Source organism: Streptomyces sp. NBC_00385 (assembly GCF_035917155.1).
In the GTDB taxonomy this organism is placed as follows: domain Bacteria; phylum Actinomycetota; class Actinomycetes; order Streptomycetales; family Streptomycetaceae; genus Streptomyces; species Streptomyces poriferorum.
This window is the reverse complement of sequence record NZ_CP107951.1, coordinates 202,795-216,383: the sequence shown is the minus strand read 5'-3', so window position 1 is coordinate 216,383 and position 13,589 is coordinate 202,795. Positions and strand designations below refer to the sequence as shown.

The following is a 13,589-nucleotide window of genomic DNA, read 5'->3' as shown; positions in this document are numbered from 1 at the left end:
GTGGGGGAGGGGATTCCGCAGCCGGAAGAGCCTCGGGGCCGTCGGCCGGAAGCCGTCAGCCGGCCGAGCCGACCGCCCTGGTGACGAGATCGACCAACGCGTCCACGAAGCGGGTGTCGGGCAGCTCCAGCTCGCCGATCAGCCGGAAGAGCAGGGGGGCGGCCACCAGGGTGGCGGCGGCCCGGACGTCGGTGTCGGGGGCGACGTCACCGCGGGCGATTCCGCGTTCCAGGACGCGCCTCGTCTCGCTCGTGATCCGCTCCGTGTACTCCGCGTACTGGCTGCGCGCCGCGCCCGCATCGGCCGATGCTCCGATGAGGCCGGCGAGCAGTCGGTCCGAACCCGGCAGCAGGTACGCCTCCAGCCGGGTGGTCAGCACGAAGCGGAGCTCGGCGCGGAAGTCGCCCAGGTCGGGCACCGACAGGATGCCGATGCGGGTCTCCGCGGCAGCGATGATCAGATCCTGTTTGGTGGGCCACCGCCGGTAGATGGCGGGCTTGCTCACCCCGGCCCGGGCCGCGACGACGTCCATCGTGACCGCCCCGATCCCCTGTTCGGTGACCAGGCCCACCACCGCGTCGAGCACGGCTCCGGTGACCCGTTCCTCGCGCGGTCGCCCCGGTCCCCGTACGGCCCCGCCGGCCTGCCTCTCCATCATGTGCAGAGCCTACGGCCCCGGCCGGTGCGGCCGGCCCGGCGGCCGTCACCTCGCGGTACTCCCTCATCAGGACGGGGTGCCGTCATCGGCATACGATGGGCCACCGGTGCCGAAAGGGGCGCAAAGTGGATGAATATCCCCTGATCGAGAACCACGGTCTGATCGGAGATCTGCAGACCGCGGCTCTCGTGACCACGGACGCGACGATCGACTGGTTCTGCTGTCCGCGCTTTGATTCACCCAGCGTCTTCGGCGCTCTGCTCGACCACCGCAAGGGCGGTCACTTCACCGTCCGGCCGGTCGCCGACACCTACACCAGCAAGCAGCTGTACCACCCCGACACGGCCGTCCTCGTGACGCGATTCATGACCGAGGCCGGCACCGGCGAGGTGGTGGACTTCATGCCGGTGACCGGGACGGCGGCGACGGACCGGCACCGTCTGGTCCGCATGCTGCGCTGTGTCCGGGGCAGCATGACGTTCGAAGGGGAGATCGCTCCCCGCTTCGACTACGGCCGCACACCGCACGAGCTGCACATTACGGAGCGCGGGGCCCTTTTCGCCTCACCGGACATGAATCTCGCCGTCCACACCGTCCGCGAGCCCCAGGACGAGCGGCTGCTGAACATCCTCGCGGGCGACAAAGACGTGCAGTTCACCCTGACCCTGCAAGCGGGCCAGCAGCGCGGCCTGATCATGGAGTCGTCCCCCGACGGGCCGCCGCACGAGGTCTCGGTGGCGGAGTTCGAGCAACTCTTCGACGAGACCGTCCAGTTCTGGCGCTCCTGGCTGGGCCAGTCCACCTACACGGGCCGGTGGCGGGAAGCGGTGGAACGTTCGGCCGTGACGCTGAAACTCATGACGTACGCGCCCACCGGCGCGCTGGTGGCGGCCCCCACGGCGGGCCTGCCCGAGCAACTGGGCGGAGAACGCAACTGGGACTACCGGTTCACCTGGATCCGTGACGCGTCGTTCTCGGTGTACGCGCTGCTGGGCCTGGGGTTCAGGGAGGAAGCCAGGGCGTTCATCGGCTGGCTGCACGACCGCGTGAAGGAAGAGGCCGGTCACGAAGGCGGCACCGGGCCGCTGAACATCATGTACCGCGTCGACGGCTCCTCGGACCTCGTCGAGGAGACCCTGGACCACTGGGAGGGCTACGGCGGATCCTCCCCGGTCCGCATCGGCAACGGAGCGGCGAGCCAGCTGCAACTGGACATCTACGGTGAGGCGCTCGACAGCATCTACTTCGCGCATCAGCACGGCATGCACCTGGACACGCGGGGCTGGGCCGCGCTGCACACCCTTCTCGACTGGCTGGTCGACCACTGGGACCAGCCGGGTGAAGGGCTGTGGGAGACCCGGGGCGGCCGGAAGGACTTCACCTACGGCCGTGTGATGTCCTGGGTCGCCTTCGACCGCGCCGTCCGCATCGCCACCGACGACGGCCGTCCGGCGGCCCGCGGCCGCTGGGTGGACGCGCGGGACACGATCTACCAGCAGGTGCTCAACCGGGGCTGGGACCCGAAGAAGAAGGCCTTCGTCCAGCACTACGGCGACGACGTCCTCGACTCGTCCCTGCTGCGCATGCCGACGGTCGGCTTCATCACGCCGGACGACCCCATGTGGAAGACCACGCTGGACGCGATGGAGCAGGAGCTGGTCAGCGACAGCCTCGTCTACCGCTACAACCCCGAGGCCTCACCCGACGGGCTGAGCGGCTCGGAGGGAACCTTCTCCCTCTGTACGTTCATGTATGTCGACGCCCTGGCGCGGGCCGGCCGCGTCGACCAGGCCCGGCTGGTCCTGGAGAAGATGCTCACCTACGCCAACCATCTCGGCCTGTACTCGGAGGAGATCGCCCTGACGGGACGTCAACTGGGCAACTTCCCACAGGCGTTCACGCATCTGGCACTGATCGACGCCGCGATCACGCTGGACGCGAGGCTCAACGCGGCGCGCGGGGGCACGGGCGCGCCGTGAGGCCCCCGCGCTCACCGTTGAACGTGGTGTCGTCCGGGTTCAGTCCGAGACCGGGGCCCCGGTCCGTCCGGTGACCGCCGCACCCGGGGCCGCGGTCACCGGACGACACTCTCCCCCGGTGCGAGCGGCCGTCCGCAGCGCAGGTTCCACCGTCCCGACCTGCCGCTGAGCTCCGTCACCGTCAGCGGTGCCACGTCCAGTCGCCAGAACGCCTGGGGCGGGAGGGCCAGAGCGTGGACGACGGCGGCCCGGATCACGGCAGGTTCGACCACCCCCAGGACCCGGCCCGAGCCGTCCCCGCGCGGCGTGTCGAGCCACGCGCCCACCCGGGCACAGAGCTCCATCAGCGACTCGCCCCCGTGCGGAGCGGCCGACGGATCCGCCAGCCAGGCCGCCACCCCGTCCGGTTCGTCCGTGCTCACCTCGGACAGCCGTGCACCGGACCAGCGTCCCATCTCCCAGTCCCGCAAGGCGTGTTCGGTGTCCGGTCGCAGCCCCAGCGCCTCCGCGGTGCCGGAGCACCGGAGGGACGGCCCCCGCAGCCACCGGTCCGCAGCCGGGACCGACCCGAAGGCGGCGGCAGCCCGGGCCGACCGGAGTCCGGAGCCGTCGACGGGGGCGTCACCGGCGAACCGGGCTTCGCGCAGTGCGGCGTTCAGCCCCGGTGAGATCAACATCACCCGTACCGTCATACCGGTCCTCAACTCCTTGAACTGTGGCCCCGTGGCCAAGCACACCATGGCATCCGTGGCTCTCCGGCCCACCCACGGGCACCATGGCGGCCGTCACGCCCAGGCGGTATGGTCGCGACGACACGACGAGGGTGTGACGGAAGTCCGGTGAGAATCCGGCACGGTCGCGCCACTGTGAACCCGTACCCGTACGGGAAGTCAGACCCAGCACCCTCGTCTCAGGCACCACGATCGGGACGCGTGTTCCCCCAGGAGGTTCTGCCATGGCACAGACTGCTGCCCCCGCCACGGTCACACCCGCCATCACCCCCATCTCACTGAAGGCCATTGCCCCTTGGGCGGTCTTCTTCGGCGTCCTCATGCTGATCCTGCTGTACTTCGTCGGCGCCGAGCAGGGTGCCACCGCGCTCATCTCGGGCGAAGGCGTGCACGAGTGGGTCCACGACGGCCGTCATCTCCTCGGTTTCCCCTGCCACTGATCCATCCGGCTGATCCAGGGGAATCCCTCATGAACTCCATATCTGTCAGAGCTCTGCTCGTTCGCGGCATGCTGGCCGGCCTCGTCGCGGGTGCGCTCGCGCTTGCGGTGGCGTACTTCCTCGGCGAGTCACGCGTCGACGCGGCCATCGCCCTCGAAGAGGCGCACAGCCACAGCCACGACCACGGCGGCGGCGAGGAACTGGTCAGCCGGGGCATGCAGGCCACCGGCGGCCTCGCCACCGGTGTACTCGTCTTCGGCGTCGCCGTCGGCGGCATCGCCGCACTCGTCTTCTGTTACGCGCTCGGCCGGTTGGGCCGATTCGGCCCCAGGGCGACCGCCGCGCTGATCGCGGGAGCCGCCCTCCTGACCGTGTACATCGTCCCGTTCCTGAAATACCCGGCGAATCCGCCGGCCGTCGGCAACCCCGACACCATCGGCAAACGCACCACGCTGTTCTTCCTGATGGTCGCGCTCAGCGTGCTGCTGGCGGTAGCCGCGGTGATCCTCGGCAGGCGGCTGGCTCCGCGCCTGGGCAACTGGAACGCCACCATCGCCGCAGCTGCCGGCTATGTGCTGGTCATCGGCCTGGCCTATGCCTTCCTGCCCTCCTTCAACGAGGTCGGGAAGGACTTCCCGGCGTCGCTTCTCTGGGAGTTCAGGCTGGCCACGCTCGCGGTGCAGGTCACTCTCTGGACGACCTTCGGGCTGGTCTTCGGCTATCTCACCGAACGGCTCCTGGTGCCGGGGCCGGACGCGGCGACGGCCACCGACGGCAGGACGAAGCGGCCGGCCACGGTGGCGGGCTGAAGTTCCGTCAGGGCCCGCCCGGGGAGACCGTCATCCCCGGGCGGGCCCTGCCGCGTGCGGAAGCCGGCTCACGCCTGCCCGGTGGAACCGTCCCAGTCGATCCGGTAGTACTTCAGCAGCGCGTCCTCCTTCACGAGGCGCATGCCCGCCGCGGCCATGACGTGCTGGGAGGCGATGTTGTCGAGGTCCGCGTCCCCGTGCACGCACGCGATGCCCTGGTCACGGGTGAACCGAAGAAGCGCACGGAGCGCCTCGGAGGCGTACCCCATGCCGCGCGCCGAAGGCACGAGTCCGTAGCCGACCGTGACGTGCCCGTTCTCGTCGGGCGCCCCGTGGAACCCGGCTCCGCCGATCAGCAGCCCGTCGTCGCGGCGCCTCACGTGGTACGAACCGTAGGGAGTCGGGTCGCCGGTGCCGGCACAGGTCTCCAGGAACCGCTGGGCCGCCCGCATCTCACCCGGCAGGGGAAAGTCAGGAGCCCAGCGTGCACCCTCGGCCGGCCTGCCCGCCGCCACCTGCTCGGCCTCGGCGAGGGTCATCGGGGACAGGATCAGCCGTGGTGTGCCGAGTGGAGTCATGCCCTGTGAGGTATCACGCGGCCCTGCCGGGCCGCACCCGGATATCCGGGTGCGGCCCGGTGTGTGCGGCGGTCAGGCACCACCGGCCGGGGTGAAGTCCCCGGACAGGGCGGCGGCCATCCGCAGCTGGGTGTCCGCCTCGGACTGCCGGCCCTGGCGCTCCAGCGTGCGGCCGAGCATGAGCCGTGCGTACTGCTCCACCGGGTCGAGTTCCAGTACCGCGCGCAGCTCCGTCTCGGCCCGGACGAGCCGTGCCGAGTGGTAGTAGGCCCGGGCCAGCAGCAGCCGGGGCGCGACCTGGTCCGGCACCTCCTCGACGAGTCCGCCAAGGATCCTGGCCGCCGTCGCGTACTCCTTCGACCCGAAGAACAGCTGCGCGCGGTCCCAGCGCTCGGCGGCGGTCCCGAACTCGTAGTAGGTGTCGCTCATGTGACCTCCTCGGTCGACGGTGCCGCCGGGCCGCTCCCGTACGTATCCACCCGCCACAACACCGACGGGTGGTTTAACATTCCACTAAATATTCGGCGTGGGTGCCACCCGCCCGGAGCCGCACGGGAATAGGTTGACCGCCATGAGCAATCTCGATCGCCAGGCCGCACTCTCCGTCTGCGGAGGGCGGGGTTTCGTCGTCGCCGAACCCGTACGTGAACTTCTCACCCCGCGCCATGTCCGGCTCGGCGAGTCCACCGAGGTCCGCAGACTGCTGCCCAATCTGGGCCGCCGCATGGTCGGAGCCTGGGCCTTCGTCGACCACTACGGCCCCGACGACATCGCGGACGAACCCGGGATGCAGGTGCCGCCGCACCCCCACATGGGCCTGCAGACGGTCAGCTGGCTGCACGAGGGCGAGGTCCTGCACCGCGACAGCCTGGGCAGTCTGGAGACGATCCGCCCGCGCGAGCTCGGCCTGATGACATCGGGCCGTGCGATCAGCCACTCGGAGGAGAGCCCCCGGCCGCACGCCGCTCTGCTGCACGGCGCCCAGCTCTGGGTCGCCCTGCCCGATGCCCACCGCACCGTCGAGCCGCACTTCCAGCACCACAAGGACCTGCCGACCGTGACCGCCCCCGGCCTCACGGCCACGGTGATCCTCGGCACCCTCGACGACGCCACCTCGCCCGGCACCGCGTACACCCCGATCGTCGGCGCCGACCTCGCCCTGAGCAGCGGAGCCGAGGCCCGCCTCCCGCTGGACCCCGACTTCGAGTACGCCGTGCTGTCGATGTCCGGCGAGGCGGAGGTCGACGGCGTGCCTGTCCTGCCCGGCTCGATGCTCTACCTCGGCTGCGGCCGTTCCGAGCTCCCTCTGCGTGCCACGTCGGACGCGGGGCTGATGCTCCTGGGTGGCGAGCCCTTCGAGGAGGAGATCGTCATGTGGTGGAACTTCGTGGGCAGAACCCAGGACGAGATCACGCAGGCCCGGGAGGACTGGATGAGCGGTGATCGGTTCGGCGCCGTACGCGGCTACGACGGTGCGCCGCTCCCGGCTCCGGCGTTGCCCCCTGTGCCCTTGAAGCCACGGGGGCGTGTGCGCTGAGCTGCGGGTTCTTGCAGATTCACGGGTTTCGAGGCGTGCCCGACCGTGCCTGCGTCGCCCTCTGGGAGGGGGAGGTCTGGAAGCGGCTGAGAGTGCCTCAGGGGCAGGCTTTCCGCTGGACCGGCGTTCCCGTCTGTGCCCCCGTCCGACCTCGTGTGCCGGGGCGGCTGCTGACTCAATGCTGACTATTGAGAGCGCGTCAGGTGTTGTGGCTGCTGCTTGGGCCGGCCGGGGGGCTGGAGCGACTACGCGTGAAGGTCGATGAGTCGTGACGTTGTGGTCCGGTCGAGCCACCCACGAGCTGTCGCAGCAGGAAGAGCCGGCCACGGCCGGCAGGCTCAACTCGTATGTGCGCCGCACGCTGCGACGTGCCGCGGGAATAGGGGCGGTCGGCCCGACGAAGAGCGACCCGTTCCGCACTGACCAGAAATGACGGCGCTCGGTTGCCCCCGAACCCGCTGAATCAGCCCACCACTACGAGATCCTGCAGGCGAGCGAGTCGTCCTGCACGGTGGCGATCTCTTCGGCGAAGCTCGCCACCTCCAGCGATGCCCGGTCCAGGGCGAGCGAGCGGCTGGACCGGGCAGGGCTGCCGGCCGACGCCTCCGAGCGGCTACCGCGCGAGTTCAGCGGCGGGCAGCGCCAACGCGTGGCGATCGCCCGCGCGTTTGCCTCGGCGCCCAGGCTGATCGTCTGCGAAGAACCCGTCTCGGCACATGATCTGTCCGCGTTGGCCCGTGTGCTCGACCTCTTCGTGGACACGCAACGGCATACCCGGGTCGCATCGCATACCTCTTCGTCTCCCGCGACCTCGCCGTGACCCGGCAAGCGGGCCACCGCGTGGGCGTGGTCGGCCAAGGGCACATAGTGGAGACCGGGTCCGCCGGCACCGTCACCGCGAGCCCCGACTACCCCTACACGCAACGGCTCCTGCCCACTGCACCGGTCGCCGACGCACTCCGGCGGCGGGAGCGGTGGGAAGAGTGCCGGCGCCTGAGGCTCCAGCGCTGACATTGAGCGTGAGGGCGGATGGACCGTGCGGTCGTGCTCAGGCGGCGAGTCCCGGGATGATCGAAAGCAGGAACGTGCGGATCGCGCCTTCTACGTTCACCGAGTCCCGGTCGAACAGCCACTGCTGCTGGAGGCCGTTGATGAGAGCGATGGTCATCGTGGCCAGCGCTGCGGGTTCGATCGGAGAGGTGAGTTCCCCGCGCTCCGCGAGAGCGCTGAACACCGCCTCGTAGAATTGGCGGAGGTTGCGGTAGCGCTCGGCGTAGTGTCGTGCAGCCTGGACATGCCCTATCGGATCCTGGCCGCGGACCCGGCCGTCTGGAAGGCCCTGACACGGGCCTTCGCCGAGCATCTCCCCGCGACCCCCTTCGCACACGTGGCCAGGAGGAGCATGGACGCCTCGCCGCGTACCGCCCTCGGACACTTCCCCGACCCCGGCGGCAAGCTGAAGACCGCTTTCGGGGCGGCGCTGGGCACGGTCCCGAACGAGCAGTCCGTCCGCTTCCGACCGCGCCACCTTGCACCGCAGGAGGCTGATGCCGAGGCCTCGTGCCACCACCGCCCGCAGTCGCCCTTCGTGATCTCATGTGGCGGTCTCGTGCCGAAGGATGATGCGGAGCGTTCTGGTCGGTGCGATTTCACTACGCCGTGTTGCGGCAAGCGCACGACGACGAGACGTTCCCTGCCCGGGCATGCTGGTCGGGCATTCCGCGAAGAACCGGTAGCCGCACCTCTTTCACCGTGGAGTTCGGTCGTGGAGCCCGTGTCTCGCGTGCCGTGTGCGGGATGCGTCGTACTCCTCCGCCCCGCGCCGGTCTCCTGCGCGTGGGCCGACAGAACAGGAAGACCTCCATGAGATGGAAACGAGCCGGCCTTGCTGGGCTGCTGGCCTGCGGTGTCCTCTGCACCGTGATCACGCTCACGCACGACGACTCCTCCGGCCGGAGGGCTTCGGCCGATGTGACCGAAGGCCCCTACGTCGCCATGGGTGACTCGTACACATCCGGTCCGAGAATTCCCGGCCAGAGCGCCACGCCCGTCGGATGCGCACGCTCCGACCACAACTATCCGACGCTCATCGCCCGCACGCTGGGGGTCAAGGCCGCAGATTTCCGTGACGTGAGCTGCAGCGGTGCGACCATCGCCAACCTGTCCGCGCCGCAGGCAACGAGCAAAGGAACCAATCGCGAGCAGCTGGCGGCGCTTTCGAAAAGTACGCGCCTGGTCACGCTGGGCATCGGCGGAAACGATGCCGGTTTCTCCGATGTGATAACGAGCTGTGTCAAAGCGGGAATCTTCTATCGAGCTACCGGCAGTGGCAAGTACATACCCGGCGATGCTCCTTGCGAGGGGCAATACGTACGTGGTGGTGTCGATAAGGTCGATCAGCAACTGCAAGAAACAGCAAAGCGACTGGCGGACGTCTTGGCCGAAGTGAAGCGCCGCGCTCCGCTCGCACGGGTATACGTCGTCGGCTACCCGGCGGTCGTCCCGCCCTCCGGAACCGGTTGTCTTCGGGAGATGAGCCTGGCGCCGGGCGACGTGGCGTTCCTCCACCGCGTACAGCACCAGCTCAACAGCATGCTGCGCGATCAGGCACATGTGGCCGGTGGCACCTACGTCGACACCTACACATCGTCCATCGGCCGTGATGCCTGCTCGCCACGCAGTACCCGCTGGATCGAACCACTCGTTCCCGCCTCTCTCGCTGCCCCGGTTCACCCCAATGAGCGAGGGGAGCGCGGGATGGCAGACGCGGTGCTGAGCGCTGTCAACCCGCGAGGATGATGCCGGCGGGGCACCAGGGGCGGCTCCGGCTCTGCCGCGGCGTCCCAATCGGCGGCGATGCCGTCGACCAGCCCCCAGCACAGAGCCTCCGCTGCGCTGAGCGCAGCTCCTGAGAGCGCGAGGTAGGCGGTCCGCTCCCGGCCGATGCGGGCCGGGAGGCTCGCCGTGCCTCCGGCGCCCGGTATCAGACCCATGCTGACCTCGGGCAGCCGTATCACCGTGTCCGGAGCGCTCGTCACCCTGCCGGCGAAGGCCGGCAGTTCGATGCCCGCGCCCACGCACGCGCCGTGGAGGTGCGCGGTCACCTTGGCGCCGCACCGCTGAAGCAGTGCTGCCGGACTGCGGTGCACGCGTACCCGGTGCGCCTCGGCGGGATCCCGGGAGCTGCCGAACTCGGCGAGGTCCCCTCCGCCGCAGAACGCGGGCCCACGGCCGTACAGGTCGACGCGAGCGATCGATGGGTCGGCGACGGCGACCTCCAGTGCCTCACACAAGGCATCACGGGTGGCCGCGTCGAAGGCGTTGCGCGCCCAGGGGCGATCCAGGGTCACGGCGAGGCGGTCGCCGTCGCGCCGTGTCCGTACCGGTTCCGCGGCGGGACGGTGCGTCCTGGGGCGGGCGGCCGACAACCAGGCGCGGAAGCCGGAACCGCCCTGGAGGGCGGAGTAAGCGAGGGATTCGACGATCAGCCGCTGCCGTGGCAGGAGCACTGAACCCATGCGGAGTACTTGTACGAGGGTGATGGCGGCGGCGGGTTGAGCTGCGACGACCTTCCGGAGCTGTTCGGCGGTGGCGTGGGGGTCGGCGCATGACACCCAGGGGCGGTGTGCTCCGGGGGCCCGTGTGAGCAGGACGTCGAAGTCGCCGGTCACCACGCCCGGTCGGGCTGCCACGCCGATCGCCACCACATCCGGTGAGGGCGCCGGCGGTTCTGTCCGGTCGAGGTCGACCAGTAGTGCGGGCAGCTCCATGGAACCGGAGTGTAATCTCGCACTGTCGAATGTGAGAAGGGTGTTTACCTGATGAGGAATGCCACTCTCGATCGTTGGATGGCAGCCGTAGACCCTTGTCTTGGCCCTCTCGTGGCCGTGGCGCAGGACTTCACCGGCCGTACCGGCGTTCCGGTCGACCTGGCCGAGATCCTGTTCCTGCGTGCGTGTCTGGCCGGCCTCCCGTGTCCCGGCCGGACGTCTGCGGGAGGCTCCTGCACCCTTCTCGAAACCGCTGACGGCTGGGCCGCGGTCAACCTGGCCCGCACGGACGACCATGCCGCCCTGCCCGCCCTGCTCGCCCTGCTCGGTATGCCGGGCACGGACCTTCGCACCGCCGCTCGGCGAACCGGTTCTGAACAACTCGTGCAACAGGCGCAGCTGTTGAGCGTGGCGGCGGCGGCCCCGGGCTCCGCGCGCGGCGTGCGTGCCCCCGTACACGCTGAGCGGCACGGAGAGCGACGGCCGACGGACCTGGCGGGTCTGCGCGTCGTCGACTTCTCGGCGCTGTGGGCGGGCCCGCTGTGTGCTCGACTGCTGGGCACGGCCGGGGCCCGTGTCACCAAGGTGGAAAGCGCCGGGAGGCCGGACGGGGCGCGGTTCGGTCCGCCGGAGTTCTACCGGTGGTTGCACGAAGGGCACGGGAGTACGGTGCTGGACTTCTCGCCCGGCGCCCTGGCCGCTGCCGTGTCCGACGCCGACATCGTCATCGAGGCGTCACGGCCGAGGGCGTTGCGGCGGTTCGGACTGCGTGCGGAAGAGTTTCTGGCGGCGCGTCCCGGAAGGGTCTGGGTGAGCATCACCGGATACGGCCGCGGTGACGGGCGGGTCGCCTTCGGCGACGACGCGGCGGTCGCCGGCGGCCTCATTGGGCTGGACGAGCGGGGCGACCCGCTGTTCCTCGGTGACGCGCTCGCCGATCCCGTCACCGGCATGTACGCCGCCGGGGCTGTCGCCCGCTGCCTCGCCGCCGGCGGAGGGGAGCTGTTGTGCGTGTCCATGGCCGCCTGCGCTGCCGCGCTTGCCGAGTCCCGGGGCCCGGTGTGCTGATCCGGGACGCGGAAGTCGAGGGTTACGGCCGGGTGGACGTGCGCGTCGGCGGTGACGGGCGGATCGCCCGTATCGGGGCCGGGGTGCTCCGGTCCGCCGGGGAGGCCGAGGTGGACGCGGGCGGCGGTGCGCTGCTGCCGGGGCTGCACGACCACCACGTTCATCTGACCGCTCTGGCCGCCGAGGCGTCGTCGGTCCGGGTCGGGCCCGTGGACGTGGGTGGGCCCGGCGGATTCGCCTCGGCGCTGCGGCGCGGGGCGCCGGGGGAGTGGGTGCGGGCCGTCGGTTATCACGAGAGTGTCGCCGGGGACCTGGACCACCGGGTGCTGGACGCGATCGTGCCGGACCGGCCGGTTCGGGTGCAGCACCGCAGTGGCGTGATGTGGTTCCTCAACAGCGCGGCGCTGCGCGCCGCCGGGCTGGACGGCGACGGGCGGCTGTGGCGGGAGGACGAGCGGCTGCGCGGGGTCGTACCGCTCGTGCGGCTGGATCTCGAGCGGGTGGGCCGACGCGCGGCACGCAGGGGCGTCACCGGGTTCACCAACGCCGACCCGAACCCGGCGCACGGCCTCGGGCAGACACTGTCGGTGCTGCCGCAGCGGCTCCTCGTCATGGGCGTCGACCCTCCGGTGAAGCTGGTGCTCGACGACACGACACTGCCGAGCCCTGCCGGTCTGGCCGCCGCGGTCGCCGCGGTCCGGCCCCGGCCCGTCGCGATCCACTGCGTCACTCGCGTGCAGTTGATGGTGACGCTGCTCGCGCTGGAGGAGACCGGTGGTGTCGAGGGCGACCGTATCGAGCACGGATCAGTGATTCCGGCAGAGACCATCCCCTGGATCCGGCGGCTCGGAGTGACCGTCGTGACGCAGCCGCACTTCCCCGTCGAGCGGGGAGCGGAGTACGCCGTGGACGTCCGCGCCGACGACCAGCCGCACCTCTACCGCTGTCGCAGCCTGGCCGACGCGGGCATCCCGCTCGCCGCTGGTACTGACGCCCCGTACGGCACCGACGACCCCTGGGCGGTGATGCGGGCCGTCGTCGCCAGGAACGACGGGGAGGGCATCACCGCACGGGGGGCACTGGGACTGTTCCTGGGCGCATCCGAGCAGCCTGCCCGGATGCGCCGCCTGGCCGTCGGTGAGGCCGCCGACCTGTGTCTGCTCCACGTGCCCCTGCGGGAGGCACTCGACGTGCTGTCCGCTGACGTCGTACGCGACGCCTATGTCGGTGGGCGGCGGCTCACACGCTGTACCCGCCGTCCACCCCGAGCGCCTGGCCCGTGATGAATCCAGCACGCTCCGAGGCGAGGAAAGCGACCGCTTCCGCGATGTCCGCCGCCCGCCCGAACCGACGCAGGGGGATGTTGCGCCGGGCGACGTTGAGGGCCTCCTCGTCGAGCTCGCTGGAGTCGATGAGCCGGGCGGCGATGCCGTCCGTGAGCATGCCGGGGGCGACACAGTTCACGCGCACGCCGTACCGCCCCTCCTCGGCCGCCAGGGCGCGGGCCACCGCCTCGACCGCACCCTTGACCCCGGACGACAGTCCGTCACGCACGGGGTAGCGGCGGGTGGCGACCGTGGTCACCGCGACGATGCTGCCCCGGTTCTCCCTCAGCAGGGGCAGTGCGGGATGGACGAGGTTGAAGAACGCCACCGCGTCGGCCTCCAACTGCTGCCGGTAGCGGCTGGGAGTGACCTTGCTCAGGTGCGTCATCGGCACGTGCGGCCCGGCCGCGTAGACCAGGGTGTGGAGTCCGCCACCGGCTCTCGCTGACTCCTTCACCGCCCTGGCCGTCGCGCCCTCGTCCGTCAGGTCCAGGGGCCACGGCACAGCCTCCCGGCCGAGAGCCTTCGATTCCGCGACGAGTTTCAGTGCCGTCGCTTCCGCGGACCGGAAGGTGAACACCACATCGCTGCCCCGCCGCGCGAGGGTTCGTACGATCTCGGCGCCGATCGCACCGGTCCCGCCTGCTATAAACGCCAGGCCCGGACGATCCGCGAAGTCCTTCTCGTTCATGCT

At 70.4% G+C, this 13,589-nt stretch carries 15 protein-coding genes and 1 riboswitch; of the genes, 8 read left to right on the top strand and 7 right to left on the bottom strand.

Annotated elements, in window-relative coordinates; all coding sequences use genetic code 11:
• Window positions 1-55: 55 nt before the first annotated feature.
• Window positions 56-658, bottom strand: a complete 603-nt coding sequence (locus OG959_RS00980; protein ID WP_326656045.1) for a TetR/AcrR family transcriptional regulator — start codon at window positions 656-658, stop codon at window positions 56-58.
• Between the two features lie 125 nt (window positions 659-783).
• Between OG959_RS00980 and OG959_RS00975 the strand changes: the two genes are divergently transcribed.
• Window positions 784-2,637 (top strand): glycoside hydrolase family 15 protein, encoded by a 1,854-nt coding sequence (locus OG959_RS00975; RefSeq protein WP_326656044.1) that lies wholly within the window; start codon window positions 784-786, stop codon window positions 2,635-2,637.
• Window positions 2,638-2,732: 95 nt separating this feature from the next.
• Here the strand turns inward: OG959_RS00975 and OG959_RS00970 are convergent, their stop codons facing one another.
• Window positions 2,733-3,329: a histidine phosphatase family protein gene (locus OG959_RS00970; RefSeq protein ID WP_326656043.1), complete on the bottom strand. Its 597-nt coding sequence runs from the start codon at window positions 3,327-3,329 to the stop codon at window positions 2,733-2,735.
• Between the two features lie 124 nt (window positions 3,330-3,453).
• Window positions 3,454-3,547, top strand: a riboswitch (adenosylcobalamin (AdoCbl) riboswitch).
• Between the two features lie 45 nt (window positions 3,548-3,592).
• On the opposite strand from OG959_RS00970, the gene OG959_RS00965 reads away from it, so the two are divergent.
• Together OG959_RS00965 and OG959_RS00960 are read left to right on the top strand one after the other, a co-directional pair.
• The gene (locus OG959_RS00965; RefSeq protein WP_326656042.1) at window positions 3,593-3,808 is read left to right on the top strand and encodes a CbtB domain-containing protein; all 216 of its coding nucleotides are present in this window, start codon (window positions 3,593-3,595) and stop codon (window positions 3,806-3,808) included.
• A gap of 29 nt (window positions 3,809-3,837) precedes the next feature.
• On the top strand, window positions 3,838-4,617 hold the full coding sequence (locus OG959_RS00960) for a CbtA family protein (RefSeq protein WP_326656041.1): 780 nt from the start codon (window positions 3,838-3,840) through the stop codon (window positions 4,615-4,617).
• 68 nt (window positions 4,618-4,685) lie between these two features.
• Here the strand turns inward: OG959_RS00960 and OG959_RS00955 are convergent, their stop codons facing one another.
• Together OG959_RS00955 and OG959_RS00950 are read right to left on the bottom strand one after the other, a co-directional pair.
• Window positions 4,686-5,195 carry a GNAT family N-acetyltransferase gene (locus OG959_RS00955; protein ID WP_326656040.1) on the bottom strand — a complete coding sequence of 170 codons (510 nt, stop codon included), beginning with the start codon at window positions 5,193-5,195 and terminating at the stop codon, window positions 4,686-4,688.
• Window positions 5,196-5,267: 72 nt separating this feature from the next.
• Window positions 5,268-5,624, bottom strand: a complete 357-nt coding sequence (locus OG959_RS00950; RefSeq protein ID WP_326656039.1) for a tetratricopeptide repeat protein — start codon at window positions 5,622-5,624, stop codon at window positions 5,268-5,270.
• 142 nt (window positions 5,625-5,766) lie between these two features.
• On the opposite strand from OG959_RS00950, the gene OG959_RS00945 reads away from it, so the two are divergent.
• Both OG959_RS00945 and OG959_RS00940 read left to right on the top strand, forming a co-directional pair.
• Window positions 5,767-6,732: a pirin family protein gene (locus tag OG959_RS00945; RefSeq protein WP_326656038.1), complete on the top strand. Its 966-nt coding sequence runs from the start codon at window positions 5,767-5,769 to the stop codon at window positions 6,730-6,732.
• Window positions 6,733-7,243: 511 nt separating this feature from the next.
• Window positions 7,244-7,552 (top strand): ATP-binding cassette domain-containing protein, encoded by a 309-nt coding sequence (locus OG959_RS00940; RefSeq protein ID WP_326656037.1) that lies wholly within the window; start codon window positions 7,244-7,246, stop codon window positions 7,550-7,552.
• A 228-nt stretch (window positions 7,553-7,780) separates the two neighbouring features.
• Here OG959_RS00940 and OG959_RS00935 read toward each other — a convergent pair whose 3' ends face one another.
• Window positions 7,781-8,095, bottom strand: coding sequence for a TetR family transcriptional regulator C-terminal domain-containing protein (locus OG959_RS00935; protein ID WP_326656036.1), 315 nt, complete (start codon window positions 8,093-8,095; stop codon window positions 7,781-7,783).
• A 557-nt stretch (window positions 8,096-8,652) separates the two neighbouring features.
• Between OG959_RS00935 and OG959_RS00930 the strand changes: the two genes are divergently transcribed.
• Window positions 8,653-9,531, top strand: coding sequence for an SGNH/GDSL hydrolase family protein (locus OG959_RS00930; RefSeq protein ID WP_326656035.1), 879 nt, complete (start codon window positions 8,653-8,655; stop codon window positions 9,529-9,531).
• Here the strand turns inward: OG959_RS00930 and OG959_RS00925 are convergent.
• The gene (locus tag OG959_RS00925) at window positions 9,462-10,502 is read right to left on the bottom strand and encodes an enoyl-CoA hydratase/isomerase family protein (RefSeq protein ID WP_326656034.1); all 1,041 of its coding nucleotides are present in this window, start codon (window positions 10,500-10,502) and stop codon (window positions 9,462-9,464) included. The two genes, OG959_RS00930 and OG959_RS00925, sit on opposite strands and share 70 nt — an antisense overlap.
• A gap of 111 nt (window positions 10,503-10,613) precedes the next feature.
• On the opposite strand from OG959_RS00925, the gene OG959_RS00920 reads away from it, so the two are divergent.
• Together OG959_RS00920 and OG959_RS00915 are read left to right on the top strand one after the other, a co-directional pair.
• Window positions 10,614-11,570 carry a CoA transferase gene (locus OG959_RS00920; protein ID WP_326656033.1) on the top strand — a complete coding sequence of 319 codons (957 nt, stop codon included), beginning with the start codon at window positions 10,614-10,616 and terminating at the stop codon, window positions 11,568-11,570.
• The gene (locus OG959_RS00915; RefSeq protein ID WP_326656032.1) at window positions 11,564-12,853 is read left to right on the top strand and encodes an amidohydrolase family protein; all 1,290 of its coding nucleotides are present in this window, start codon (window positions 11,564-11,566) and stop codon (window positions 12,851-12,853) included. Before OG959_RS00920 ends, OG959_RS00915 begins: the two co-directional genes overlap by 7 nt.
• Here OG959_RS00915 and OG959_RS00910 read toward each other — a convergent pair.
• Window positions 12,810-13,586 carry an SDR family NAD(P)-dependent oxidoreductase gene (locus tag OG959_RS00910; RefSeq protein ID WP_326656031.1) on the bottom strand — a complete coding sequence of 259 codons (777 nt, stop codon included), beginning with the start codon at window positions 13,584-13,586 and terminating at the stop codon, window positions 12,810-12,812. The two genes, OG959_RS00915 and OG959_RS00910, sit on opposite strands and share 44 nt — an antisense overlap.
• Between the last annotated feature and the right edge of the window lie 3 nt (window positions 13,587-13,589).

Excerpts from the sequence above, each read along its gene's own strand:
- OG959_RS00980 (WP_326656045.1), bottom strand. The coding sequence starts at position 658 with ATGATGGAGAGGCAGGCCGGCGGGGCCGTACGGGGACCGGGGCGACCG.
- OG959_RS00965 (WP_326656042.1), top strand. The coding sequence starts at position 3,593 with ATGGCACAGACTGCTGCCCCCGCCACGGTCACACCCGCCATCACCCCC.
- OG959_RS00925 (WP_326656034.1), bottom strand. The coding sequence starts at position 10,502 with ATGGAGCTGCCCGCACTACTGGTCGACCTCGACCGGACAGAACCGCCG.
- OG959_RS00945 (WP_326656038.1), top strand. The coding sequence starts at position 5,767 with ATGAGCAATCTCGATCGCCAGGCCGCACTCTCCGTCTGCGGAGGGCGG.
- OG959_RS00955 (WP_326656040.1), bottom strand. The coding sequence starts at position 5,195 with ATGACTCCACTCGGCACACCACGGCTGATCCTGTCCCCGATGACCCTC.
- OG959_RS00910 (WP_326656031.1), bottom strand. The coding sequence starts at position 13,586 with ATGAACGAGAAGGACTTCGCGGATCGTCCGGGCCTGGCGTTTATAGCA.
- OG959_RS00960 (WP_326656041.1), top strand. The coding sequence starts at position 3,838 with ATGAACTCCATATCTGTCAGAGCTCTGCTCGTTCGCGGCATGCTGGCC.
- OG959_RS00950 (WP_326656039.1), bottom strand. The coding sequence starts at position 5,624 with ATGAGCGACACCTACTACGAGTTCGGGACCGCCGCCGAGCGCTGGGAC.
- OG959_RS00935 (WP_326656036.1), bottom strand. The coding sequence starts at position 8,095 with ATGCTCGGCGAAGGCCCGTGTCAGGGCCTTCCAGACGGCCGGGTCCGC.
- OG959_RS00970 (WP_326656043.1), bottom strand. The coding sequence starts at position 3,329 with ATGACGGTACGGGTGATGTTGATCTCACCGGGGCTGAACGCCGCACTG.